The 23,096-nt window shown below is 61.5% G+C and carries 24 protein-coding genes; 12 read left to right on the top strand and 12 right to left on the bottom strand.

Annotation, left to right across the window (positions count from 1 at the left end; translation table 11 throughout):
* Positions 1-235: 235 nt before the first annotated feature.
* From J2X24_RS09690 to acnA, 3 genes are all read right to left on the bottom strand, one after another.
* A complete protein-coding gene (locus J2X24_RS09690) occupies positions 236-880 on the bottom strand; it encodes a glutathione S-transferase family protein (protein WP_209720234.1) in 645 nt (214 codons plus the stop codon).
* A gap of 14 nt (positions 881-894) precedes the next feature.
* Positions 895-1,161 (bottom strand): hypothetical protein, encoded by a 267-nt coding sequence (locus tag J2X24_RS09695; protein ID WP_209720237.1) that lies wholly within the window; start codon positions 1,159-1,161, stop codon positions 895-897.
* 110 nt (positions 1,162-1,271) lie between these two features.
* A complete protein-coding gene (gene acnA, locus J2X24_RS09700) occupies positions 1,272-3,977 on the bottom strand; it encodes an aconitate hydratase AcnA (RefSeq protein ID WP_209720239.1) in 2,706 nt (901 codons plus the stop codon).
* Between the two features lie 193 nt (positions 3,978-4,170).
* Here acnA and ccmA point away from each other — a divergent pair, with 193 nt between their 5' ends.
* The 5 genes from ccmA (at position 4,171) to J2X24_RS09725 (ending at position 7,199) form a co-directional block, all read left to right on the top strand.
* Positions 4,171-4,812 carry a heme ABC exporter ATP-binding protein CcmA gene (gene ccmA / locus J2X24_RS09705; protein WP_209720242.1) on the top strand — a complete coding sequence of 214 codons (642 nt, stop codon included), beginning with the start codon at positions 4,171-4,173 and terminating at the stop codon, positions 4,810-4,812.
* A 243-nt stretch (positions 4,813-5,055) separates the two neighbouring features.
* The gene (gene ccmB, locus J2X24_RS09710) at positions 5,056-5,736 is read left to right on the top strand and encodes a heme exporter protein CcmB (RefSeq protein WP_209720245.1); all 681 of its coding nucleotides are present in this window, start codon (positions 5,056-5,058) and stop codon (positions 5,734-5,736) included.
* Positions 5,737-5,776: 40 nt separating this feature from the next.
* Entirely contained in the window at positions 5,777-6,496 is a 720-nt protein-coding gene (locus J2X24_RS09715) for a heme ABC transporter permease (RefSeq protein ID WP_209720248.1), read from the top strand.
* Positions 6,496-6,663 (top strand): heme exporter protein CcmD, encoded by a 168-nt coding sequence (gene ccmD / locus J2X24_RS09720; protein ID WP_209720251.1) that lies wholly within the window; start codon positions 6,496-6,498, stop codon positions 6,661-6,663. Before J2X24_RS09715 ends, ccmD begins: the two co-directional genes overlap by 1 nt.
* On the top strand, positions 6,660-7,199 hold the full coding sequence (locus J2X24_RS09725) for a redoxin family protein (protein WP_209720255.1): 540 nt from the start codon (positions 6,660-6,662) through the stop codon (positions 7,197-7,199). Before ccmD ends, J2X24_RS09725 begins: the two co-directional genes overlap by 4 nt.
* 76 nt (positions 7,200-7,275) lie before the next feature.
* On the opposite strand, the gene J2X24_RS09730 is transcribed toward J2X24_RS09725, so the two are convergent.
* The 3 genes from J2X24_RS09730 to J2X24_RS09740 all read right to left on the bottom strand — a co-directional run bounded on the left by J2X24_RS09730 (position 7,276) and on the right by J2X24_RS09740 (position 9,194).
* On the bottom strand, positions 7,276-7,944 hold the full coding sequence (locus tag J2X24_RS09730) for an exopolysaccharide biosynthesis protein (protein ID WP_209720258.1): 669 nt from the start codon (positions 7,942-7,944) through the stop codon (positions 7,276-7,278).
* 180 nt (positions 7,945-8,124) lie between these two features.
* Entirely contained in the window at positions 8,125-8,331 is a 207-nt protein-coding gene (locus J2X24_RS09735; protein WP_209720260.1) for a SlyX family protein, read from the bottom strand.
* On the bottom strand, positions 8,328-9,194 hold the full coding sequence (locus tag J2X24_RS09740; protein ID WP_209720263.1) for a prephenate dehydratase: 867 nt from the start codon (positions 9,192-9,194) through the stop codon (positions 8,328-8,330). The genes J2X24_RS09735 and J2X24_RS09740 overlap by 4 nt, the downstream gene beginning before the upstream one ends.
* 269 nt (positions 9,195-9,463) lie before the next feature.
* Here J2X24_RS09740 and J2X24_RS09745 point away from each other — a divergent pair, with 269 nt between their 5' ends.
* On the top strand, positions 9,464-10,213 hold the full coding sequence (locus J2X24_RS09745; RefSeq protein ID WP_209720266.1) for a c-type cytochrome: 750 nt from the start codon (positions 9,464-9,466) through the stop codon (positions 10,211-10,213).
* Positions 10,214-10,387: 174 nt separating this feature from the next.
* On the opposite strand, the gene J2X24_RS09750 is transcribed toward J2X24_RS09745, so the two are convergent.
* Positions 10,388-11,251 carry a C40 family peptidase gene (locus J2X24_RS09750; protein WP_209720269.1) on the bottom strand — a complete coding sequence of 288 codons (864 nt, stop codon included), beginning with the start codon at positions 11,249-11,251 and terminating at the stop codon, positions 10,388-10,390.
* A 518-nt stretch (positions 11,252-11,769) separates the two neighbouring features.
* Entirely contained in the window at positions 11,770-13,170 is a 1,401-nt protein-coding gene (locus J2X24_RS09755) for a leucyl aminopeptidase family protein (RefSeq protein ID WP_209720271.1), read from the bottom strand.
* A 189-nt stretch (positions 13,171-13,359) separates the two neighbouring features.
* Between J2X24_RS09755 and J2X24_RS09760 the strand changes: the two genes are divergently transcribed.
* On the top strand, positions 13,360-14,202 hold the full coding sequence (locus J2X24_RS09760) for a tetratricopeptide repeat protein (RefSeq protein WP_209720274.1): 843 nt from the start codon (positions 13,360-13,362) through the stop codon (positions 14,200-14,202).
* Positions 14,203-14,579: 377 nt separating this feature from the next.
* Entirely contained in the window at positions 14,580-15,635 is a 1,056-nt protein-coding gene (locus J2X24_RS09765) for a ribonucleotide-diphosphate reductase subunit beta (RefSeq protein WP_209720277.1), read from the top strand.
* A 166-nt stretch (positions 15,636-15,801) separates the two neighbouring features.
* Here J2X24_RS09765 and J2X24_RS09770 read toward each other — a convergent pair whose 3' ends face one another.
* A complete protein-coding gene (locus tag J2X24_RS09770; RefSeq protein WP_209720280.1) occupies positions 15,802-16,569 on the bottom strand; it encodes a Bax inhibitor-1/YccA family protein in 768 nt (255 codons plus the stop codon).
* 154 nt (positions 16,570-16,723) lie between these two features.
* On the opposite strand from J2X24_RS09770, the gene J2X24_RS09775 reads away from it, so the two are divergent.
* Positions 16,724-17,557, top strand: a complete 834-nt coding sequence (locus J2X24_RS09775) for an HpcH/HpaI aldolase/citrate lyase family protein (RefSeq protein WP_209720283.1) — start codon at positions 16,724-16,726, stop codon at positions 17,555-17,557.
* Between the two features lie 169 nt (positions 17,558-17,726).
* On the opposite strand, the gene zapE is transcribed toward J2X24_RS09775, so the two are convergent.
* On the bottom strand, positions 17,727-18,833 hold the full coding sequence (gene zapE, locus J2X24_RS09780) for a cell division protein ZapE (RefSeq protein WP_209720286.1): 1,107 nt from the start codon (positions 18,831-18,833) through the stop codon (positions 17,727-17,729).
* 150 nt (positions 18,834-18,983) lie between these two features.
* Complete coding sequence (locus tag J2X24_RS09785) at positions 18,984-19,823, bottom strand: NAD(P)/FAD-dependent oxidoreductase (protein ID WP_209720288.1); 840 nt, start codon at positions 19,821-19,823, stop codon at positions 18,984-18,986.
* Between the two features lie 166 nt (positions 19,824-19,989).
* On the opposite strand from J2X24_RS09785, the gene J2X24_RS09790 reads away from it, so the two are divergent.
* From J2X24_RS09790 to rarD, 3 genes are all read left to right on the top strand, one after another.
* Positions 19,990-20,400 (top strand): response regulator, encoded by a 411-nt coding sequence (locus J2X24_RS09790; RefSeq protein WP_209720291.1) that lies wholly within the window; start codon positions 19,990-19,992, stop codon positions 20,398-20,400.
* Between the two features lie 129 nt (positions 20,401-20,529).
* Complete coding sequence (locus tag J2X24_RS09795; RefSeq protein ID WP_209720294.1) at positions 20,530-21,558, top strand: aspartate-semialdehyde dehydrogenase; 1,029 nt, start codon at positions 20,530-20,532, stop codon at positions 21,556-21,558.
* Positions 21,559-21,629: 71 nt separating this feature from the next.
* A complete protein-coding gene (gene rarD / locus J2X24_RS09800; protein ID WP_209720297.1) occupies positions 21,630-22,541 on the top strand; it encodes an EamA family transporter RarD in 912 nt (303 codons plus the stop codon).
* Positions 22,542-22,668: 127 nt separating this feature from the next.
* Here the strand turns inward: rarD and J2X24_RS09805 are convergent.
* The coding region (locus J2X24_RS09805; RefSeq protein ID WP_209720299.1) for a transposase at positions 22,669-23,096 on the bottom strand (428 nt) is incomplete at its 5' end.

A 23,096-nucleotide genomic window follows, 5' to 3' on the forward strand; every position in this document is an offset into this window, starting at 1 on the left:
TTTATCGGCCAGTTATCTTATCACCCCAATATGACCTTATTTCCGCCCTTTCGCCGCCGCTTCGGGTCATCATATTCATAAGCGTCGGCCAAGGCGCTTTGCTCTGGTTCCTCCCCTGAACAGCCCCCCCAGCCCCCGGGAATCAGGTGAGGTGTTTTGGCCGGCGATGTTTCCTCCCTATTATTAAGACCCTGACCGCCCTTGCCTTGTCGCAAGGGCTTCTTTTTTTTGGGGGTCAGGCGCTCGCCGCCCACAGTCCTACGGCTGAACGGCGCATCGGCACGAAATACGACAGGGCTTCGACGCGTGCGATCCAGGCGTTGACGTGGCTGTAAGCCGACAGATCGACGCCGCCTTCGGGCGCATGGGCGATATAGGTATAGCAGGCGAAGTCGGCGATGGTTTCGCTTGAGCCCACCAACCAGTCCTGATCGGCCAGGTGCGAGTCCATGACTTTCAGGAGGTCATGCGCCAAGGTCTGAGGCACTGTGATGTCGCCGGGCGCCTTGAAGACGTTCATGCGCCGGGCGGTAGCGGCGCCGTAATTGATCGGGCCAGCAGCCTTGCCGAGCCAGGCGGTGATTTGCGCGGCCGCAGCCGGATCGCGCGGCAGGAAGAGGCCTTCGTCGTCATACTTCAGGCAGAGATAGACAAGGATGGCCCCCGAATCCCAGATGACCGTGCCGTCATCGTCGATCACTGGCACCTGACCGAATGGGTTGAGCGTCATGAATTCGCTGGTCTTTTGCGCCTTGTTGGCCAAGTCGACGTCGATCCGTTCGAACGGCAGGTCGAGCGCGCGCAGCAGCAGTTCGACGCGGTGGGCGTGGCCCGACACCGGGAAGCTGTAGAAGACGATCGGCATTTCAGGTCTGGTCATGATGTTTTCCGAATTTAACGCGTCAGAAACAGGAAGGTACGCACACCGGCATCGACAAGGACAAACAGGCCCGGCCCGAGCAGGGCCATGCTGATATAGCGCCACGCCGTGCCTTTGCGCACCAGATACGCGCCGCAACCTATCGCGATGACTGCCGCGATAGTGGCAGCATAGGACAGGGTGCGGTTCGCAGACAAGTCGGCGCCCGTCGCCAGGTTACACACGACGGCAAAGAAGGTGGCGACACCGCCAGCCATGGCTACGATCTGCGGACGCGTCATGCTCAACTCCATGTATCGGGGTGCAGGGGTCCGTGACCCCTGCGACTTATAAAGAAAAGGCCCCCCGTCACAAGACAGGGGGCCTTTTCTTTATTCAATCGCGAGAACGCTTACTCCGCAGCCTCGGCGACATCGCTGCCGCGGGCCAGGTTGCGCAGGACGTACGGCATGACGCCGCCGTTCTTGTAGTATTCCAATTCGGTCGGCGTATCGATGCGGCAGCGGACCGGGAAGCGGGCCACCTTGCCGTCCGAAGCGCGGAACAGCTCGACGATCAGGTCCTGACGCGGACTGACGTTTTCCAGGCTGCGGATGGTGACGATTTCCTCACCGGTCAGGCCCAGCTTGGCCCAGCCTTCGACCTTGAACTGGAGCGGCAGGACGCCCATGCCGACCAGGTTCGAACGGTGGATACGCTCGAAGGATTCGGCGATGACGGCGCGGACGCCAAGCAGCTTGGTGCCCTTGGCCGCCCAGTCGCGCGAAGACCCCGTGCCGTATTCCTTGCCCGCGAAGATGACCATGTTACGGCCTTCCTTCTGGTAGCGCATGGAGGCGTCGTAGATCGACATCACTTCGCCCGACGGGAAGTGCTTGGTCACGCCGCCTTCGATTTCCGGCGTGATCTTGTTGCGGATGCGGATGTTGGCGAAGGTGCCGCGCATCATGACTTCGTGGTGGCCGCGGCGGGCGCCGTAGGAGTTGAACTCCGACACCGGCACATTGTGGTCCGACAAGTAGATGCCGGCCGGGGCCGTCTTCTTGATGTTGCCGGCGGGCGAGATGTGGTCGGTCGTGATCGAGTCACCGAAGATGCCCAGGACGCGGGCTTCGACGATGTCGGTCACCTTGTCCGGCGTCATCGTCATGCCTTCGAAGTACGGCGGGTTGGCGACGTAGGTCGAGTTGCCATCCCAGCCATAGGTCTGACCGCCCGAAACGGCGATGGCCTGCCAATGCTCGTCGCCCTTGAAGACGTCGGAATAACGGCCGGTGAACATTTCGTTGGTAACGTGCTTGGCTTGCAACTCGGCGATCTCGGCCTTAGTCGGCCAGATGTCCTTGAGGAAGACCGGCTGACCATCGGCGTCGAGGCCCAGGGCCTGTTCGCGCAGGTCGATCTTGGTCGAGCCGGCCAGGGCGTAGGCGACCACCAGCGGCGGCGAGGCCAGATAGTTGGCGCGGACGTCCGGCGAGACGCGGCCTTCGAAGTTACGGTTGCCCGACAAGACGGCCGAAGCGACCAGGTCGCCCGAATTGATGGCAGCCGAGATGGCGTCCGGCAGCGGGCCGGAATTGCCGATGCAGGTGGTGCAGCCGTAGCCGACCAGGTTGAAGCCCAGGGCGTCGAGGTCCTTGGTCAGGCCGGCCGAGTTCAGGTAGTCGGTGACGACCTGCGAACCGGGCGCCAGCGAGGTCTTGACCCACGGCTTGACCTTCAGGCCCTTGGCGACGGCGTTGCGCGCCAGCAGGCCGGCGGCGATCAGGACTGACGGGTTCGAGGTGTTGGTGCACGAGGTGATGGCGGCGATGACGACGTCGCCATGGCCGACCGAGAAGGCTTCGCCTTCGACGGCGACGCGCTCGTCTTCCTTGCCGGCCTTGCCGAAATCACCGGTCAGGGCGGCGGCGAACTCTTCGGCGACCTTGGACAGGGCGACGCGGTCCTGCGGACGCTTGGGGCCGGCCAGCGACGGCTCGACGGTCGAGATGTCGAGTTCCAGCGTGTCGGTGAAGACCGGCTCATGGGCCGGATCGAACCACAGGCCTTGCGCCTTGGCGTAGGCTTCGACCAGGGCGACGCGTTCCGGCGTGCGGCCGGACTTGGCCAGGAAGTCGATCGTCGCCTGGGAGACCGGGAAGAAGCCGCAGGTGGCGCCGTATTCCGGGGCCATGTTGGCGATGGTCGCCTGGTCTTCGAGGCTGAGGTGGGTCAGGCCTTCGCCATAGTATTCGACGAACTTGCCGACGACGCCCTTCTTGCGCAGCATCTGCGTAATGGTCAGGACCAGGTCGGTGGCGGTGACGTCTTCGGCCAGGACGCCGGTCAGCTTGAAGCCGATGACTTCCGGGATCAGCATGGGAATCGGTTGACCCAGCATGGCGGCTTCGGCTTCGATGCCACCGACGCCCCAGCCCAGGACGGCCAGGCCGTTGATCATGGTGGTGTGCGAGTCGGTGCCGACGACCGTGTCCGGGTAGGCGACTTCGCCGCCGTCCGCGACATTGGTCCACACGGTCTGGGCCAGGTATTCCAGGTTCACCTGGTGGCAGATGCCGGTGCCGGGAGGCACGACGCGGAAGTTGTTGAAGGCCGAAGACCCCCAGCGCAGGAAGTTGTAGCGCTCCATGTTGCGCTCATATTCGCGGTCGACGTTCTTGCCGAAACTGTCGCCCTTGCCGAAATAGTCGACCATGACGGAGTGGTCGATGACCAGGTCGACGGGGTTCAGCGGATTGATCTTCGCCGGGTCAGCGCCCAGCTTGACCATGGCGTCGCGCATGGCGGCCAGATCGACGACCGCCGGCACGCCGGTGAAGTCCTGCATCAGCACGCGCGCCGGGCGGAAGCTGATTTCGTGTTCGACCGAACCCTTGTTCTTGGTCCAGGCGGCCAGGGCGGCGATGTCGTCCTTGCCGACGGACACGCCGTCTTCGTTGCGCAGCAGGTTTTCAAGCAGGACCTTCAGGCTGGCCGGCAGTTGTCCGGCATTGGTGAGGCCATTGGCTTCGGCCGCCTTGAGGTCGTAGTAGGTGTAGGTTTTATCGCCGACTTTCAGCTCGGCCTTTGACTTGAAGCTGTCAACTGAAGACATGAATGCGTGTCCTTTCCGCGTTCACCGCCGGCCGCCCCGATGGCGGCTGATATGTCCGGAGGGGGCGCGCTTGTAACGAAGGACGCACAGGGTCTCGACGTTGCGCTGCAACCTTTCCGTTGGCGGCAAATTGCCTTCTAAACTTCTTATTCCTTTTCGTCTATGAAGCCTTACGTTCGACGAGGTTATTTTTATGGTTATGGAATTGCAGGTGGAGGGGCTGGCCTTGCGCAAAGGCTATAACCTGCTGATTTCCAATTTGTATTTCGCGCTGAAACCGGGTGAAGGCATGAGCCTGACCGGCGAAAATGGTGTCGGAAAGACCACGCTTTTGCGGACGCTGGCGGGGTTTTCGGCACCGTTCGCCGGGCGCATCGCCTTTGTTGAGAATGGTGCGCAGCTTGAGTCGGAGGATGTGCGGGCGCGAAACATTCACGTGCTGGGCCATCATGACGCCTTGTCGCCGTCGCGGACGGTGGCGCAGGAGCTGGCGTTCCAGGCGAAGTTCCTGGGCGGGGAGCCGGCGGCGGCCATTGCTGCCTTGCGATTAGAGACGCTGTTGGACCTTGAAACACGCTATCTGTCGGCAGGACAAAAGCGGCGTCTGTCGTGCGCGCGGTTATTGATGGCGAAGCGCGAACTGTGGTTGCTGGATGAGCCAATGGCGCCGCTGGATGCCGATCATCGGGCATTGCTGGCCAGATTGATGCAGGCGCATCTGGCCGAGGGCGGGATGCTAATCGCGGCTGTGCACGATCCCCTGCCGTTTCAGACGCGCGACCTGCGCCTTACCCGCCCCACTCGCGAACAACAGGAGGCGGCAATTGGTGTGTGAACACGTATCGAGCCACTTCGCCCTCCCCATTTATGGGGAGGGGGGACCGCCGAAGGCGGTGGGCGGGGCCTACCAGCGAAGCACCAGGCTGTGTCGCTCATCAACAAAAATACGAACCGTATACGAGGCTGATAGAAAGAAGCCCCGCCCACCATTGGCTCCGCCAATGGTCCCCCCTCCCCGCAAGCAGGGAGGGCGAAGAGGTACTTTCCCGCAAAACAACTTGAGGCAGGGGTGTCTCGCGTGACTCCTTCCCTTACCCAAGCTGCCTTCGCGCTGCTCAAACGCGATCTTGGCCTGTCCCTGACGCGCAGCGGAGGGCCGCTGCTGGCGATCGGTTTCTACCTGACGCTGATGGCAATGATCCCGTTGAGCCTCGGGCCCGACCAGGCCGTGTTGAGCCGCATCGCCGCCGGATTGACCTGGCTGTGTCTCGCCCTGTCGAGCCTCTTGTCACTCGAACGCCTGTTCGAGCGTGACTATGAAGACGCCATGTTCGATGTTCTGCGATTGGGGCCATTGCCGCTGGGACTCATCGCGCTGTTGAAGTGCCTCAGCCAATGGCTCGGGACCGGCGTGATCCTGTCACTGCTGACGCCCGTGGTGATGATCATCCTCGGCGCGCCGGTCGATATGTCACTGATGGCGCTGACCTCGGCGCTGCTTGGCTCTTTAAGTTTCGCCCTGATCGGCGGCATGGGCGCCGCACTATCCCTTGGCACGCGCAAGGGCGGCGTCTTGATGGCGCTCCTGGTCCTGCCCTTCTATGTCCCGCCGGTGATCTTCGGCGCAGGCCTGATGCAGGCCATGCAAACCCAAAGCTCTCCCTGGCAAGCTCTGGCGTTTCTGGGCGCCTACGCTTTGTTCGCCCTCGCCCTCACCCCCGTCGCAATGGGCGCGGCCCTACGCAGTGCGCTGAACTGACGCTCTTGCCGCAAGACCAATTCCGCCCTATGTCGCACTCATGATCAACTGGCTGGCCAACCCCGAGCGCTTCTCGTCCGTCGCACGACCCGTGCGGCCGTGGCTGGGCGCCGTCGCGGCAGCACTCCTCGTTTGGGGCCTGGCGCTCAGCTTCCTGTCGCCCGAGGACTACCAGCAGGGCGATACCGTCCGCATAATGTATATCCACGTACCGGCCGCCTGGATGGCAATGGCGGTTTACGGCATCATGGGTGTGGCCAGCTTCTTCGGTCTGATCTTCCGCCATGCGCTTGCCGATGCCGCCGCCAAGGCCATCGCGCCGATCGGTGCGGTCTTCACGGCGCTGGCGCTACTTACCGGCTCGCTGTGGGGCAAGCCGATGTGGGGCACCTGGTGGCAGTGGGACGGCCGCATGACCTCGGTGCTGGTGCTGTTCCTCTTCTACATCGGCTATATCGCGCTGCATGCCTCGATCGAGGACGAACAGCGCGCCGCCAAGTCGACCGCCATCCTGGCCTTGGTCGGCCTGATCAACCTGCCGGTTATCAAGTTCTCGGTCGAATGGTGGAACAGCCTGCACCAGGGCGCATCGATCTTCGTCAAGGGTGGGCCGACCATCGAAGCCTCGATGCGCTGGCCGTTGTACGTCATGGGACTGGCCTATCTGTTCCTGATGCTGTGGCTGTTCCTGATCCGGCTCGACTCGGAAATCCTCAATCGCAAATACCGCGCCTTGCGCGCCAGATTGGCTCTGAACTGATGCATTTCGATCTGGATATGGGAAAGTATGTGTTCTTCGTCTGGGGCGCTTATGGCGCCTCGGCACTGGGGCTGATCGGGCTGGTCGTGCTGACCCTGCGTGCCCACGCCGAGCGCAAAAAGCAGCTGGCGGCGCTTCAGGCCGCGGTGACAGAGGCGAGACGGTGAAACGCGTCCTGGCGTTCGTCCCGCTGATCGTGCTGGCCGGCCTGCTCGCCGTACTCGGCTGGTTCAACTTTCACAAAAAGCCAACCTACGAACCGCGCGAAATGATCGGCAAGTCGGTGCCGACGCAAGCCCTGGCCGATCTCGATGACGGCAGCCTGCAGGACCTGAAGACGCTGGCGGCAACGTATGACCGGCCCATCGTGGTCAACATCTTCGCTTCATGGTGCGCACCATGCGTCGCCGAAAATCCCCAGCTTCTGGCGCTAAAGCAGAAGGGCGTGCCGATTATCGGCATCGCCTGGAAAGACCAGCCCCAGGACACGCGCAACTTCCTCAACCAGCACGAAAACCCGTACGTCCGGACGCTGAGCGATCCGGACGCGCGCATCGGCGTACAGATGGGGATTAGCGGCGTGCCCGAGACCTTTATCGTCATGCCGGACGGAACGATCACCGACAAGCTGGCCGGGCCGATCGTTCCGCAGGCGGTTGACAGCGTCTATCAGGCAGCCACCAAAGGCGGCAGGATCAAATAATCTGGGCGCATGATTTTACCGAAACAACGTTCGGCGAAGCCAAAACCGGTGACCACTTTTCGGATCATGCGCCGAGTTAAAGCAAACCCAGGGTTTGCTGAACCAGGAAGATGATGGCGGCGACGCTGGCCGCGACCACACCCGACACCAGCACGCACGACACGATTGCCGAGACAAAGCCGGTGATAATCCACGCCCCATCCTTTTCCAGCAGACCCAGGGCGAAGACGCAGATGGTGAAGGCCGGCAGCATGTTGCCAAGCGGGATCGGCAGGAACAGGATCACAGCCATCAGCAGGCAGACCCAGCCGGCGACACGTTCGAATGTCACACCCGTCATAAAGGACAGGCGGGGCTTAAGCAGGCGCTCGGCGCGCATTTGCCACGGCACGATCTTGTCGACCATGACCTTGAACGTTGCCTTCGGCAGTGACTGCTTGGTCACGAACTTCGGCAGCCACGGCTCCTTGCCCAGGGCCAGTTGCAGCGCCAGGAAGATCAGTGGCAGGCCCAGGATCGCCGAAGCCCCCGGCGGCATGGGCAGGGCGATCGGCAGGGCGAAGACAAACAACAAGGCGGCGACCGCACGGTCGCGCATCGCATAGAGCAGGTCCGAAATCGCCACGGCGCCTTCACCCGGCCGAGTGGCCAGGCGCTGCAGGACATCCGACAGCTTCTCGTTTTCCGGGGGCGTGACGCGCGGAAGGGGAGCCAGACGGGCAGTGGTTTGGACGTTCTCGGACATTTTGAAACGGGCTCGGCACGCACAATCGGGAATTTGTGCGATTGCGAAGGATATGGCCGCCGAATGTGGCCACGGCAAGGCCAGCCCGTGCAAAAGTGTGTTGTGTGTCCTTGGGGAAACAAAAGGTGATGTTGTGTGCCGGTGCGAAGCATTTTGCACCGCATATAACGCCGTTCGATATTAGTAGTGCGGCGGCTTGGTGACCGGCGCGGCTTCGGTTGAGCGGTCTTCCAGTCCGATCAACCGCTCGCCCAGGATTTCCAATGAGCGCTTAAGGCGGTCGACCACCTTCCACTGTTCGGCCAGTTGATCGGACAGTTCGTCGATGGTCTTCGCCTGATGCGCCACCATTTCCTCCAAGGCTATGATGCGGTCTTCGGGTGTCATGACCGCTGCGCGTCCGTGCGGCGGAAAGGATCAAGCGGATAGGTGCCGAGTATCTCAAGCTTGGTGGCAAAGAACTGAAGCTCTTCGAGTGCCCGGGCAAGACCCGGATCGCTGGGGCGGCCTTCGACATCACAATAGAAGAAGGTCGAGGCGAAGACGCCGTTTTCGATATAGCTTTCCAGCTTGGTCATGTTGACGCCGTTGGTGGCGAAACCGCCCAGCGCCTTATAGAGCGAGGCCGCGACATTGCGGACCCGGAATACAAAACTGGTCATGCACTCGGTTTCAACGGGCGGCGGCGTGACGCGATCTTCGGTCGTCAGGACCAGAAAGCGCGTCGTATTGTGGCGCGCGTCTTCCATGTTGCGCTTCAATATCTCCAGGCCATAGAGCTCGGCGGCGACTTCCGGCGCGATGGCGGCGCGACCGGGCTCACGCGACTGCGACAGGGCACGCGCCGCCCCCGCCGTGTCGTGGAAGACCTCGGCGGTAATGCCCAGTTCGCGCAAGGAATTGCGGCATTGAAGCAGCGCCATGGCGTGCGAGGCGGCAACCTTGACATCGGACAGCCTGGTGCCTGGGGGGGCCATCAGGTTCATTTCGATCGGCAGAAAGCGCTCGCCGATGATCTTGAGACCCGAATGCGGCAGCAGGTGATGAACATCCGAAACGCGGCCGGCGACGGAGTTCTCGATGGGAATCATGCCCATTTCGCACTCGCCCGAGGTGACGGCGGCAAACGCCGCTTCAAAGGTCGGATAGGGCGCGGCGGTAAAGTCGCCAAACCAACGCTTGATGGCCTGATGGCTGAAAGCCCCCGGCTCGCCCTGATAGGCGATCTTGCGTGGTGTCGGCGAAGTCATGACTATGAATTTCCTTAATGGGCTAGGCTTCCAAATGCGGGGAGCATTTGGCAAGCGCGACTGCGCGCCCGAGCGCGTGCGAGGAACCCGCGGCGCTTGAGCGATAAAGATGCGGCGATTTGTCCCGGCAAGGCCAAAAATGGCCTTTCCGGGACAAATGCCCGCTTGCGAATTTGGCGGTAGCGTGTCAGAGAGCCAAACGCAAGCAGATGCGTGCCGGACCCCGTTCGGGCGCTGCGATTTCAATTTTATAGGGTATCCCAGGCGATATGAGCGGCGACCTTACAGTAAACAAGATTATGGGCGCGGTCCTGGCGACCGGTCTGGTCATCATGGGTGCGAACATCGGCTCGGAAATGATCTTCCACACGGATGCGCCCAAGAAGCCTGGCTATCTGATCGAGGTCGCCGAAGTCGAAGAAGCCGGTGGCGGCGCTGCCGTTGACAGCCCGCCGGACTGGGGCACCGTCCTTCCGGCCGCTGACATCGCCGCGGGTGAAGCCGTCTTCAAGAAGTGCTCGAGCTGTCACACCGACACGTCGGGCGGTCCGGACCTGACCGGCCCGAACCTGTTCGGCGTTGTCGGACGCGCCACCGCTTCGCACGGCAGCTTCGCCTATTCGGACGCCATGGTGGCGCACAAGGCGGAGGCGCCCAACTGGACCTACGACCAGCTCTACGGCTTCCTCGGCGCGCCGCCGAAGTGGGTCAAGGGCACCAAGATGACCTTCGCCGGCGTCAAGAAGCCGGAAGACCGCATCAACCTGATCGCCTATCTGCGCACGATGGGTTCGACCGGTTACGCCATTCCGGCACCGGATCCCTCGCGCGCACCTGGCGCGACGGCGACGCCGGCCACGGGTGATGGCGGCGCGGTTGCCGCGGGCACCGAAGCGGCTCCGGCCTCGACGCCTGCCGCCGCCACGGCCAAGGCTTCGGGGACTACGACCACGACGCCGCAGGCGACCGTCAATTCGCCGAACACGCCTGTTCCGGCTCCGGCGAACGCCGGCCACTAGAGCGATATGGCGAATAGTGTAAGCGGTTTTCGCCTTAAATATCGCGACAAAAACAAAACTTAGATCGGCATGATGTTTCCACTTAAAATCATACCGATCTAAGCGTGGCATGAGACCAAATAAAAAGCCCCGCCGGCATCACCGGCGGGGCTTTTTATTTGGAGATTTTAGCCATTACAGCCGGCGGAAGGCGGTCGGCGCGCCCGACCCGCAGGCGTCGATGCGATTGACCGCGGCCGCCAGCGGCTCGACGGCCACCTTCATGTGGTGGGCATTGGCGTGGATGATGTTTTGCTCGTCGACCATGATGGCGACGTGCCCCTTCCAGAAGACCAGATCGCCGCGCGTCAGGCCGTCAAGATCCGGGCGGACGTCCAGCCCGATGCCAAGCCTTGCCTGCATGTCGGAATCGCGCGGACAGCCATAGCCCGAGGCATAAAGCGCCTGTTGCAGCAGGCCCGAGCAGTCCAGCCCGATGCTTTCGCGACCGCCCCATTGATAAGGCGCATTGATATAGCTTTCGGCCACGGCGACAAAGTCGTCGGCAAAGGTCTCGAAGGTCGACAGATGACTGGCAAACACCCAGCCCATGTCGTTGATATAGGCAAAGCCGTTCTCATAGCGCGTGACGCTGACCAGGGCGTTCAGGCTGATCGCCGTCAGGATCGACGCCTTGACGTTCGGCGCAACGAAGACATAGGTGCGCAGCGTCGAGACGTAATGGGTCGGCAGGTACCAGTCGTTGCGGAAGGCCGACACCGGCACATAGCCGACATAACCGTCGCGCAGCGCCTGGCCCCAGTAAAAGTCGTGCTTGCGCTCGATAACCTTGAAACGCTCACCCAGCAGCAGCTGGTCCCATTGCTCGGAACCGTGTTCCGGCTGGGCCAGGATCGGCGCCTTGGCGTCGTAGCAGCTTAAGACTTCACCGGCGACATAGGATCGGGCGCGGATCAGGCCTTCATGCGCCTGGTCGGTTACGCCGTCCTTGTACGGCGTGATACGCTTGTCGAAGGGTTCGCCACTCATCTCGGTCATTACAAACGGTGCCTTTTGCATCGGTTATGCGGGGCGCTCATCCGGCTCAGATCCATCTATTCAAAGACCGGATGCGCTTAGTATGTGGTGAGCCTAGCAGACGGATGCAAAGGTGACGTTAACAGCGAGGCTGAACGCAAGATTTATCGCCGCAAACCCTTTAATTCATTGGTAATGGTCCTTACCGAAGCGTGACCGGATTTTTTGTTTTGTCGCGATATCAGGCCAAAAACCGCTACACACTTTTTGGCATATCGCTCAGCGTAAGGCACAAGAAAAAAGCCCCGGCATCCGAAGATACCGGGGCTGAACCTTGCCTGTTTCGGTGAGGAGTTACAGGCAACGGCGCCGACCAGGAAACGATAGTGGCGGCGCCAAGTTGATTTGGGAGACATCACGGTCGGCCAGATCCAATAGCGTCGCGAAAAATGTCGATATTGTCCTACAATAAAAACGCACGCAGTGCAATTAAATAAATTGTTTTTGGTTAATCGTGCAGAGGTTGATTTCACAAGGGCTCATAAGCCGCCGATCAGATGGTAGACGGCGCGCAACGCCTGGGCCTCGGCGCCGACCGGCCATCCGGCCCGCCCGCGCGGGTTCCAGGCATAGATATCAAAATGCACCCAGGCGCCGGTCTTGGGCGCAAAGCGTTGCAGGAACATGGCCGCGGTCACCGATCCCGCCTGCGCCCACGCCGCCGGATCGTTGCGGATATCGGCAATGTCGCTGTCGAGCGCATCCTTGTAGCCCGGCCACAGCGGCATGCGCCATACCGGATCATTGTGCGCCAGGGCACAGACTTCCAGCCGGCGGGCGATGTCTTCGTCATCGCAGTAGAAGGGGATGACTTCAGGGCCCAGGGCCACGCGCGCGGCACCCGTCAGGGTGGCGAAGTCGATCGTCAGATTAGGCTCCAGCTCGCCGGCCCGTGTCAGGGCGTCGGCCAGGATCAGCCGGCCTTCGGCATCGCTATTGCCCATTTCAATGCTGAGGCCCGCGCGCGACGCCAGGATGTCACCCGGACGCATGGCCGATCCCGAGATGGCATTTTCGACGGCGGCAATAAGAATGTGCAGACGCACCGGCAGGCGGCAGCTCATGATCCAGTCGCCCAGGGCCAGGGCGTGGGCGGCGCCCCCCATGTCCTTCTTCATCAGTCCCATGCCGGTTGTCTTGATGTTGAGCCCGCCGGTATCGAACGCCACGCCCTTTCCGACCAGCACGACCGTCGGCGTCGACGGCCCCGGTCCCTGCCAGCTCAGTTCGATGAAGCGCGGCGCCCGGTCTTCGGCGGCGGCGCGGCCGACGGCGTGGATGGCCGGATAGTTTTCCGTCAGCAGTTCGTCACCGATCGTGACATTGAACTCCGCGCCATGCCTCAATGAAAGCGCAAAGGCCGCATCGGCGATATCAGCTGGTCCCATGTCGTTGGCCGGAGTATTGACCAGGTCGCGGACGAAATTATGGGCGCGGACCTCGGCCTCCAGCGCCCCGGGATCGGGGAGGTCGCTGTCGTCCAGCGTCGCCACCTCCTTGGGCTCGCCGGACTTGTAGCGGTCGAAGCGATAGGCGCCCTGATGCCAGGCGGCATGGATGGCGTGGCGGTCGAGACCGTCATCGGCTTTTAGCGCCCAGCGTATGGCCGGCAGTTGCGAGGCCAGGGCGCGGAAGGTCAAGGGCGAATAATCGCCGCGCGCGCCCAGGCCGAAGAAGGCCTGCATGACGCTGCCCTCACCCTTGCCGCCGTCGCCCGGCAGCACGACCAAGCTGGCTGCTTTACCCGTAAACTTGCGGGCCGCGAGAAAGGCCGACTGCGCCGGCTTCAGCGCCGCCAATGCGCCTTCGACCTCATCCTCGAACAGGGCATGGATGGTGGGCTCTATCTTGACGGCCTTGCCGGGCAGGGGCTTGGGCATATGGGATCTCCGCGAGAGCGACATGTCGAAAAGTGTGAAGCGGTTTTCGACCAGATGTCGCGTCAAAAAAACGCGATATGGCGATTGGGTGACTGTCGCACGGCCTGCGTTAACAATTGATTGGGGCCTTAACCTTAAATTCACGCCTGTCTCTGAATCCTTAACGCAGCTTTACCTGAAGAGGCATCCATGCGTAACCGCCTTCTGTTCTGTCTGACCGCTGCTGTTATCATGGCCGCCTCGCCGGCTTCGGCGGGCCTGTTCGGCAAGAAGGACAAGCCGGGCGCCCCGGCTACCAACGCCACGCCCGGCGTTGAGAGCGACACGTTCCGCAAGGCGACCAAGGCCGATATCGAAAAGGCGCTACGCTCCGACCCGCTGGCCCAGGCGGCCTTCTTCGCGTTGCAGTTCAGCCGCGACCCGACCAATGCCGAGATCGGCCTCTACCTGTCCAATGCCCAGCGCGCCATCGGCCACAATGCCGAAGCCGCCGACGCGGCGCAGAAGGTCCTTTTGTTCGCGCCCGACAATATCCAGGTCCTGACCGCCGCCGGCAAGTCGCACATCGCCGCCGGCAATGCCTTCTATGCCATCGCGCCGCTGAAGCACATCATCGAGCTGAAGCCCAACAGCTGGCAGGCCTATTCGCTGCTGGGCATCGCCTATGACCAGACCCAGCGCCCGGAGGACGCCCAAGCCGCGTGGGCCACGGCGCTCAAGCTGTCGCCCGACAATCCGTCGGTCCTGACCAATATCGCCATGTCCAAGGCCGAGGCCGGCGACCTGGCCGGCGCCGAAACCCTGCTGCGCACGGCGGCCGCGCAAACGGGCGCCACCATGCAGGTCCGCCAGAACCTGGCCCTGGTGCTGGGCCTGTCGGGCAATTTGACGGAGGCCGAAAAGCTGCTGCGCCAGGACCTGCCGCCGGCGCAGGCCGAGGCCAATCTTGCCTGGCTGCAGAGCCAGCAGGCCAAGCCCGGCGCGGTGCCCATGACGCGGTCGTGGGATTCGCTGAAGGCCTCGGGTTCCTAACCAGAGTCGGAGCACCTCTGCCATATTCCCTCTCCCCACCTGAGGGGAGAGGACGAGAGCCGAGCGCTACGATGGCGATCGGGTGAGGGGTCACTTCAATCAACAAACATGCGGACAGAGGGTTACCCCCCAATCCGGTCCGGCAAGCCGACCCACCTTCTCCCTCAAGCGGGGAAAAGGGATTTAGCCTCGACTCTCCACTTCGATCCCGTTAACCTTTAGGCATACCGAGTCCTGATTCCCATGCACGGAAAGGCCGGTGAAAAATATCCCCAAAAACGATATACAAGATGTAGATGTTTACTGGTCATTAACCACTAGGTGTGGTGAATATGCCTAGGCCAAGTGGCGCGTAACCTCGATTCGGGAATGGTAAAATGAGCTCTCTGATTTTGTCGCAGTCCAAGGCCGGTCTCCTGACCCCCAGCCATTCCTACAAGCCCTTCCGTTACCCGTGGGCCTTCGAATTCTGGCGCAAGCAGCAGCAGGTCCACTGGATCCCGGAAGAAGTACCGCTGGGCGAAGACTGCAAGGACTGGGCGACCAAGCTGACCGACAGCGAGCGCAACCTGCTGACGCAGATCTTCCGCTTCTTCACCCAGTCGGATATCGAGGTCCAGGACAACTACCTGGAACGCTATTCGCGCGTCTTCAAGCCGACCGAAATCAAGATGATGATGTCGGCCTTCGCGAACATGGAAACGGTGCATATCGCCGCCTACGCCCTGCTGCTGGAAACGATCGGCATGCCGGAGTCGGAATTCGGCGCGTTCATGGACTACCAGGCCATGCGCGACAAGCACGACTATATGGGCACGTTCGGCGTCGATACCGAAGCCGATGTCTGCCGCACGCTTGCCATGTTCGGTGGCTTCACCGAAGGCCTGCAGTTGTTCGCCTCGTTCGCCATGCTGATGAACTTCCCGCGCTTCAACAAGATGAAGGGCATGGGCCAGATCGTGTCGTGGTCGGTGCGTGACGAAAGCCTGCACTGCGAAGGCATCATCAAGCTCTATCACGCCTTCAACAAGGAAACGAAGGCCGTCACCAAGTCGGTCGCCGACGACATCATCGACTGCTGCAAGACCGTCGTGTCGATGGAAGACAAGTTCATCGACCTGGCGTTCGAAATGGGTCCGGTCCAGGGCATGACGCCCGACGACATCAAGGCCTATATCCGTTACATCGCCGACTGGCGCCTGCGTCAGCTCGACCTGCCGGAAGTCTATGGCGGCGTGAAGGAAAACCCGCTGCCGTGGCTGCAGGTCCTGCTGTCGGGCGTCGAGCACGCCAATTTCTTCGAAGCCCGCGCCACGGAATATTCCAAGGCCGCCACCAAGGGGCAATGGACCGGCGACCAGGGCGTCTGGGGCGCCTTCGACGAACTGCTCAAGAAGCGCGCCGAAGCGACCAAGCAGGGCATCAACGCCTAGATTTGCCAGGAATAGCAAATGCAAAAGGGAATCTTCACGGGCTCCCTTTTTTTGTGTCGACCGGCATAGCCGCACCTACCCTCTCCCCCACTTGCGGGGAGAAGGAAAACAAAAACCCCGGAAGTCACCTTCCGGGGTTTCTTGCATTTGAGGGTAGCCTGTCCGCTTAGCGACGGCCGCCGAAGATCTGCAGCAGGCTGATGAACAGGTTGATGAAGTTCACATACAGCGACAGGGCGCCGATATAGGTCAGGGCCGCGCGGTGCTGCTGGCCGGCTTCACCGAACTCGTAGTACATCTGCTTCAGCGCTTGGGTCTGGTAGGCGATCAGAGCCGAGAAGACCAGGACGCCGATGGCCGAGATCGCCAGTTGCATCATGCCGCTCTTGAAGATGAAGGCGTTGCCGAGGCCGGCGATGATGATGCCGAGCACGGCCGCCATCAGGAAGCCCCGCATGCCCGACAGGTCACGCTTGGTCGTATAGCCGATCAGACTGACCACGCCGAAGGTGGCGGCGGTCACGAAAAAGATGTTGGCGATAGAAATGCCCGTGTAGAGCAGGAAGATCGACGACAGCGACACGCCCATGATGGCGACGAACACCCAGTAGAAGGTACCCGCGACCGCCGCATTCAGGCGGTTCATGAACATGCCCGAGATGAAGCTCAGGCCCAGCGGCGCAAAGGCGAAGACCCAGCCAAGCATGGTATAGCCGCGGACGCGGCCGTCCGGCGTAACATTATAAAGCAGTTGCAGGATGGCCGGCGAATTAGCCACCGCCCATGCCATCAGACCCGTGACCACCAGGCCCAGCGCCATCTTTTGATAGATGCCGAGCAGGAAGTTGCGCATGCCAAGGTCGATGGCCGTGTCCTTGGTATTGGTTTTTACAGAGCCGCGGCCCTGTGCGATTTGACCGTCATAGTCAGCCATTGAGGTAATTCCCCGTATGAATCTTGTCCGGACAGGTTCCAGGCGACAAAGCCTTATAGTCCGTCTATGGGTCAATATGAGGGCGGCTTGGCGTGCTTACAAGAGTTTTCCACACACCGGCCGACTTAATTTCAATAAGCCAAGGGGTTAGCCCATGACCATCGCGCGGTATCGCTCCACCCTGTTCATACCCTGCGGCAATGCGAAGGCCCTTGGCAAGGCTCCGGGACTGTCTTGCGATGCCCTGATCTTCGATCTCGAAGACGCTGTCGGCCCCGATGGATGGGCGAATGCCCTAGCCGGGCTTGTGGCCACGCTGGAGGCCGGCGGGTTTCAGGCCAGCCAGGTTCTGGTGCGGATCGATCCTCGCCACACGGCTGCGACGGTCGATGCGTTGAGCCACTGCATGCGCTCCGGCACGGTCTCGGGCATTGTCGTGCCCAAGGTCGAAACGCCCGAAGCGCTTCACGCCGTGCGCGATGCCTTGCCGCGTGGGACGGGCGTATGGGCGATGATTGAAACGCCGCTGGGCGTGGTCAATCTGGCCGCCATCGCTTCTGTCGTCGGATTGAAAGGCCTGATCGCCGGGCCCAACGACCTGCGCAAGGGCTTGCGCACTCGGCCGATGGATAACCGGCAGGACATCATCATCGCCCTGTCACACATCGTGCTGCATGCCCGGGCGCATCGCCTGATCGCGCTCGATGGCGTATATAATCAGTATACGGATGAAATTGGTTTTGGCGCCGAGTGCGATCAGGGCCGAAGCCTGGGCTTTGACGGCAAGACCTTGATCCATCCCAGCCAGATCGCGGCCGCCAACCGGGCCTTTTTTTCGCCTTCTGACGCCGAGATCGCCTGGGCCCGGGCCGTGGTCGCGGCCTTTGCGGGTTCCGGCGACGGTGTGCTGTCGGTCAATGGCGAGATGGTCGAACGCCTGCATCTAGAGCAGGCGCAGGGGATTTTGTCCGTTGCTGAACTGAAGTAAGAGACCCCACCACCACATCTCACTCACTGCGTTCGCTCGTGCGGCCCCCCTCCCCATGCCTTCGGCACAGGGAGGAGAATAAGAGCGCTATTACTCCTCCCTGTCGCGCAGCGATGGGGAGGGGGACCGCGCCAGCTTGCTGGCGTGGTGGTGGGGCTTCTTGCTTGAATCAGCGCCGGTTGAGGTAGTCTTCGGAGCGCATTTCCTCGAGGCGCGACACCGTGCGCTCGAACTCGAACGCGCCGTCGCCGGCCGGATAGAGCTTCGCTGGTTCGGCTTCGGCCAGGATGACCGTCTTCGCCGAGGCTTCGTACAGTGCATCGATCAGGGTCACGAAACGGCGGGCTTCGTTACGGTTATGAGGCCCAAGCACCGGCACGTTCTCGATGAACACGGTCGTAAAGCGTTCGGCGATTTCGAGGTAGTCGGCCGGGCCGTTATAGACGCCGCACAGTTCCGAGAAGGTCGCGCGCAACAAAGGCCCGGCGGCGCGCTTGAAAGTCAGCTTGCGCTCATTGACCGTGAGGACCGCTTCCATTTCGGTATTCAACTTGGTCATGTCGGTCCATAGGCCGTTGAACGCGGCAACCTGTTCCGGCGCGGTCGATGGGAAGAAATAGGTTTGGGCGCCGCGCAGGCGATCCATGCGGAAATCGCGCGGGCCGGCGACTTCGACCAGGGCGCAGCGCGCCTTGATCATGTCGATAAAGGGCACGAACAGATCGCGGTTGAGACCGTTCTTGTAAAGATCGTCCGGCGCGCGGTTCGACGTCGCCACCAGCACGACGCGGCGTTCGAACAGGGCCTGGAACAGCCTGCCAAGGATCATGGCATCGGCGATATCGGTGACCTGGAGTTCGTCAAAGCACAAAAGGCGCGAGCGCTCGGCGATGACCTTGGCGACGGGAGCGACCGGATCGTCGCCCTTGTGCATGCCGAACACCTGCTTACGCGTGGCGGCGTCGCTTTCGCGCCACTTGCGGATCAGGTGGTGGACTTCGGACATGAAGGCGTGGAAGTGGACGCGGCGCTTCTTGGGTTCGCGGGCAAAGCGGCAGAACAGGTCCATCATCATGGACTTGCCGCGGCCGGGCGGCCCCCACAGGTAGAGACCATAGACGCGCGGCCGAAGTCCAAACAGGATACGCCACCAGGTATGGGTCTGGCAGATTTGCCGCTCCAGCTTGATCAACGCCTCGATCCCCGCCTTTTGAGCGGGGTCAGGGGTGATCTCACCTGACTTGAGCAGGCGTTTATACTCGGTGCGGATACCCATGTGTCTCTGACGTTACGCGTGGCCGTTTGCGGCCTTCGCCCCACCTAAGGATTTACATGGCAAGCGTTCTAGCGGATTTATCGAAAGATCGCGTTAAAAAATGCTGCGGGTGCGTGATTGTGAACGGGCGTGTGGGATTTCGGCCATAAGTTAACCGAGCAGGCGTTTGCTGATCTGCTTGGCGACCTGAACACCGTGCGCGGCGGACGTGGTCACACACGGATGCCAGAAGTCCGTTACCTCGCCGCAGGCAAAGACGCCCGGCACGCGCGTTTCGCCAAAGCGGTCGACTGTGACATAGCCATCCCCACCCCGGATATCGAGGCCCGCCGGCACCACCGCTTCAAAGCCATATTGCACACCGAAGGCGTCGAAGCCTTGGCCATTGACCGTCATGTCGTCCTGGCGCGCATCATAAGGCCCAATCACCACCGGCACATCGCGAACGCGATCCTGCAGCAGCTTTTGTGCGCGCGGTTCACCGCGCGAAAAGACCGTCACCTGCCCGCCGCGATCCTGGACGAACTTCGCCTGGTCGAACGCGTTGTCGCCCCCGCCGAGGATCGCGACCTGACGGCCGGCGACATCCAGCGCTTCCATCGGTTCGCCCGGCCCGATGGCGAGATTGACCGACGGCGTAAACCCGCCGGTGCGCGGGGTTGATCCGGTCGCGACCACGACAAAGCGTGCCGACAAGACTTCCTGCGGCGTCGTCACGGCAAAGCCTTCGGCCACGGACAAGACGGGTGCGTTGATCCGAAGCTTAGCGCCCACATCGGCGGCATGCCGCGCCAGCGATGCCGCCACCTGCTGGCCGGTCTTGCCTTGAACACCCGGAATCCACAGGTTCTCATAGGGCGAGCGCGTCTGAAGCCCGCCGGCAATGCCTGAGGCCTCAAGCAACAGGGCCTCGACACCCAACTGCTTCAGCCAGATGGCGCAACTGAGCCCCGCAGGCCCGGCGCCGATGATGATCACGTCGTATTGCATCACGGCCTTATGCTCTCATAACGGATAAATCGCCACAATGACTGCGATTTCTGACGGAGGACGTGAAGATATTAGATTGAGTAAGAGGATGTTAACCCCTTGCTAATTCGAAAATCATATAACGCAGTTACGGACGCGTTCCTGCCCGATAATAGTGAGGACACCTGTGAAGCTTTTGTGCGTGGAAGACAACGCCATTCAGCGCCGCATGATCGACCTGATGCTCGCGGCAAGCGGCATAGACGTCGATTTCGCCGCCTCCGGTCCGGAGGCGCTGGAAGCCTACCAGACCACCGAATACGATGCCGTCCTGATGGACGTCGAAATGCCGGAAATGTCGGGGCTTCAGACCGCACGCGAAATCCGCCAGATGGAAGGCGGCTTCCACCTCGGCTATACACCAATCCTTTTCCTGGGCGGCGAAACCGATATCGCGGTTGACGACGCCTTCGACGCCGGCGGCGATGGCCACCTGATGAAGCCGTTCACATCAGATGCCCTGTTCGGCGCGCTCGATCAGGTGATGAAGACCGCCAATGGTCAGGGCCTTCAGGGCGTGTTGCGCGCGGCGCGATAAGCGCCAAAGTGCCTGAAAATCACGCCTAATCTACCCGTTTAGTCGTTTTGACTTGTAAATCCGGGTAAAAAACGCCATTTGCCGCGGACACGGCGTTGTCGCCGTATCTATCAGTCCTGGAGCAATACTATGGGTTATCGGGTCGCCGTTGTTGGCGCCACCGGCGCCGTGGGTCGTGAAATGATGACGATCCTCGAAGAAGTGAAGTTTCCGATCTCGGAGATCTACGCGGTCGCTTCGCGTAAATCGATGGGCATCGAGATTTCCTTCGGCACAAAAACCCTGAAGTGCCAGGACATTGAACAGTTCGATTTCTCCAAGGTCGATATCGTGCTGATGAGCGCCGGCGGCGACGTCTCCAAGGCGTGGTCGGAGAAGATCGGCGCTTTGGGCCCCATCGTCATCGACAATTCGTCGGCATGGCGCATGCACCCGGAAGTCCCGCTGATCGTGCCGGAAGTCAATCCGGACGCCGTCTGGGACGCCAAGAAGAAGAACATCATCGCCAATCCGAACTGTTCGACCATCCAGATGGTCACGGTGCTCAAGCCGCTGCACGACGCCGCCCAGATCAAGCGCGTGGTTGTGTCGACCTATCAGTCGGTCGCCGGCGCCGGCAAGGCGGGCATGGACGAGCTGTGGGACCAGACCAAGGCCATCTACGGCATGGGCGATAAGGAACCCAAGAAGTTCACCAAGCAGATCGCTTTCAACGTCATTCCGCACATCGACGTCTTCATGGAAGACGGCTACACCAAGGAAGAGTGGAAGATGATCGTGGAAACACACAAGATCCTCGACCCGACGATCGACGTCGTGCCGACCTGCGTGCGCGTGCCGGTCTTCGTCGGCCACTCGGAATCGATCAATATCGAGTTCGAAAGCCCGATGGACGAACATCTGGCCCGCGAAATCCTGCGCGAGGCTCCGGGCGTCGCCGTCGTCGATAAGCGCGAGAACGGCGGCTATATCAGCCCGATCGAATGCGTCGGCGAATTCGACACCTTCGTATCACGCATCCGTAACGACACCACCGTGCCGCACGGCATCTCACTCTGGTGCGTTTCGGACAACCTGCGAAAGGGCGCGGCGCTCAATGCCGTGCAGATCGCACAGCTCCTCGACGAACGCGGTGTCATCGCTGCGGTCGCCGCCTAAAACGGCCACCAGATCAGACCATTAAAGGCTGGCGGACCGTGGTCCGCCAGCCTTTTTCTTTTGGATTTTCCATGTCTTCCCAGACTTCCGGCGCAACGTCGCCGCTGTCCTCGCCGATCACCCTGGCTGTTCTCTGTTACGCCATCTGGGGGTTCGCACCGCTCTTCTACATCCCGATCCATGGCTTCGGCGCCGGATCGCTGGAAATCATCGCGCATCGTTCGGTCTGGGCGCTGCTGTGGGCGGCGGGCCTGGTCATCGGCACGAAACAGCTGCCGGAAATCCTGGCGATCGTGCGTCAGCCGAAGCTGTTGTTCTGGCTTCTGGTCTCGGGCCTGATGGTCGGGATCAACTGGGGCATCTTCGTCTGGGCGGTCACAAATGGCCACACGATCGAGTCGTCGCTGGGCTACTATCTCAACCCGCTGCTCAACATGGCCGTCGGCGCCCTGTTCTTCAAGGAAAGACTGGACGGCTGGGGCAAGACCGCGATCGGCGCGGCCGTCGTCGGCGTGCTGGTTCAGGCCCTCGCGCTTGGCCATATCCCTTACGTCGCGCTCAGCCTGGCCGTCAGCTTCGCCGCCTATGGCGTCATCCGCAAACAGTTGCCGGTCAATGCCTTGCCGGGTCTGGCGGTCGAATGCGTCTTCCTGTTCATCCCGGGTCTGATCTACCTGATCTGGCTGCAAGGTTCAGGCGGAGGTCACCTGTTCACCGCACCGACCAACTTTATCTGGTTCATTCTGACCGGGCCGATAACCGTGCTGCCTCTGACCCTTTTCAGCTTCGTGGCGCGCCGGCTGCCGCTATCGACCATGGGCTTTATCCAGTTCATTGCGCCGACCATCTCGTTTTCCATCGGTCTGGCACAAGGCGAGCCCTTCACCTGGCTGCGCGGCGTGTCGTTTCTGTTTATCTGGGGCGGTGCCGCGGTGTTTGCCTTTGGGGCGTGGAGACGGTTGCGGGCGGTGAAGGTGGCTTAAGCAAGAGGCCCCACCACCATTTGCTGCGCAAATGGTCCCCCTCCCCATGCCTTCGGCACAGGGAGGAGATACAGAGCACAATCACTCCTCCCTGTCGCGTAGCGATGGGGAGCGACTATCTGAGGTGTCAAGCTGTAGTTTGGAGCGTTTCGCGTATATCGCGAGCTTTAGCATTGAGCCTGACGATGAGTTTATGGGCGAGTGCGATGCGGATCTGCATCTTGGCTTTTCCCTTTAGGGCTAGCCTGTCGTGGAAGGCTTTGAAGTCGGGTTCGTATTTGGCGAGGTGCCCGGCGATGATAAACAGGACGGTGCGGATGCTTGCCCTTCCGCCACGTATGGCGCGTTTGCCCTGTCGTTTTCCGCTGTCATCGGCCAAGGGCGCGACACCGACCAGCTTGGAGATGGCCCGGTTTGAGAGCTGGCCGATCTCTGGCAGGTATGCCATGAGGACAGCGATGGTGCGGTCGGCGACGCCCTTATAGCGGCTGAAGCTTTCGGCCATGGCCTGCCACAGGGGATCGTCATCGATCATCGAAGCGATCTCGGCCGACA

It is taken from the genome of Asticcacaulis solisilvae (genome assembly GCF_017875235.1).
Taxonomy (GTDB): domain Bacteria; phylum Pseudomonadota; class Alphaproteobacteria; order Caulobacterales; family Caulobacteraceae; genus Asticcacaulis; species Asticcacaulis solisilvae_A.

Bases quoted from the DNA above. Each gene is read 5' to 3' on its own strand.
- J2X24_RS09690 (WP_209720234.1), bottom strand. From the start codon at position 880: ATGACCAGACCTGAAATGCCGATCGTCTTCTACAGCTTCCCGGTGTCG.
- J2X24_RS09695 (WP_209720237.1), bottom strand. From the start codon at position 1,161: ATGACGCGTCCGCAGATCGTAGCCATGGCTGGCGGTGTCGCCACCTTC.
- acnA (WP_209720239.1), bottom strand. From the start codon at position 3,977: ATGTCTTCAGTTGACAGCTTCAAGTCAAAGGCCGAGCTGAAAGTCGGC.
- ccmA (WP_209720242.1), top strand. From the start codon at position 4,171: ATGGTTATGGAATTGCAGGTGGAGGGGCTGGCCTTGCGCAAAGGCTAT.
- J2X24_RS09715 (WP_209720248.1), top strand. From the start codon at position 5,777: ATGATCAACTGGCTGGCCAACCCCGAGCGCTTCTCGTCCGTCGCACGA.
- ccmD (WP_209720251.1), top strand. From the start codon at position 6,496: ATGCATTTCGATCTGGATATGGGAAAGTATGTGTTCTTCGTCTGGGGC.
- J2X24_RS09730 (WP_209720258.1), bottom strand. From the start codon at position 7,944: ATGTCCGAGAACGTCCAAACCACTGCCCGTCTGGCTCCCCTTCCGCGC.
- J2X24_RS09735 (WP_209720260.1), bottom strand. From the start codon at position 8,331: ATGACACCCGAAGACCGCATCATAGCCTTGGAGGAAATGGTGGCGCAT.
- J2X24_RS09740 (WP_209720263.1), bottom strand. From the start codon at position 9,194: ATGACTTCGCCGACACCACGCAAGATCGCCTATCAGGGCGAGCCGGGG.
- J2X24_RS09745 (WP_209720266.1), top strand. From the start codon at position 9,464: ATGAGCGGCGACCTTACAGTAAACAAGATTATGGGCGCGGTCCTGGCG.
- J2X24_RS09750 (WP_209720269.1), bottom strand. From the start codon at position 11,251: ATGACCGAGATGAGTGGCGAACCCTTCGACAAGCGTATCACGCCGTAC.
- J2X24_RS09755 (WP_209720271.1), bottom strand. From the start codon at position 13,170: ATGCCCAAGCCCCTGCCCGGCAAGGCCGTCAAGATAGAGCCCACCATC.
- J2X24_RS09760 (WP_209720274.1), top strand. From the start codon at position 13,360: ATGCGTAACCGCCTTCTGTTCTGTCTGACCGCTGCTGTTATCATGGCC.
- J2X24_RS09765 (WP_209720277.1), top strand. From the start codon at position 14,580: ATGAGCTCTCTGATTTTGTCGCAGTCCAAGGCCGGTCTCCTGACCCCC.
- J2X24_RS09770 (WP_209720280.1), bottom strand. From the start codon at position 16,569: ATGGCTGACTATGACGGTCAAATCGCACAGGGCCGCGGCTCTGTAAAA.
- J2X24_RS09775 (WP_209720283.1), top strand. From the start codon at position 16,724: ATGACCATCGCGCGGTATCGCTCCACCCTGTTCATACCCTGCGGCAAT.
- zapE (WP_209720286.1), bottom strand. From the start codon at position 18,833: ATGGGTATCCGCACCGAGTATAAACGCCTGCTCAAGTCAGGTGAGATC.
- J2X24_RS09785 (WP_209720288.1), bottom strand. From the start codon at position 19,823: ATGCAATACGACGTGATCATCATCGGCGCCGGGCCTGCGGGGCTCAGT.
- J2X24_RS09795 (WP_209720294.1), top strand. From the start codon at position 20,530: ATGGGTTATCGGGTCGCCGTTGTTGGCGCCACCGGCGCCGTGGGTCGT.
- rarD (WP_209720297.1), top strand. From the start codon at position 21,630: ATGTCTTCCCAGACTTCCGGCGCAACGTCGCCGCTGTCCTCGCCGATC.